Below are 412 nucleotides of genomic sequence, written 5' to 3'. Positions count from 1 at the left end.
CAGCAAATACATGTACAACCGGTATTTGGTTTGCATCTTGTTATCCTTAAGCATGAGGGGTTGAGGCACGGATCAGTAGTTCTCGGTCGGCCTGTTCACGGGGAAGATCGGCCGTGAGCTTGCCATCGGCCATGACCATCACCCGATCGGCCAGTGACATCACCTCATCCAGTTCAGAGGACGAAAACATCACCGCCAGCCCCTGGCGCGCCATAGCCCCGATCAGGTGATAAACGTCGGTTTTCGCTCCTACATCGATCCCGCGTGTCGGTTCGTCAAGAAACACCACCTGCGGGTCAGTCAACAGCGCCTTGCCCAGCACCACCTTCTGCTGATTGCCGCCGCTCAGAGAGGTGACGGGCAATCCCGCATCGCTGACCTTGATTGCCAGCTTTTCGATCATCCCGTTGAC

General features: G+C 56.6%; 1 protein-coding gene. It reads right to left on the bottom strand.

The window, feature by feature from the left end; translation table 11 throughout:
- Positions 1-46: 46 nt before the first annotated feature.
- Positions 47-412, bottom strand: a 366-nt coding sequence (locus DUK53_RS17280) for an ATP-binding cassette domain-containing protein (protein WP_143813236.1), incomplete at its 5' end; no start/stop codon positions are given.

It is taken from the genome of Listeria sp. SHR_NRA_18, from assembly GCF_003856515.1.
In the GTDB taxonomy this organism is placed as follows: Bacteria; Bacillota; Bacilli; order Lactobacillales; family Listeriaceae; genus Listeria_A; species Listeria_A newyorkensis.
The sequence above is the reverse complement of the archived record's forward strand: the minus strand, read 5'-3'. Positions and strand labels throughout refer to the sequence as shown.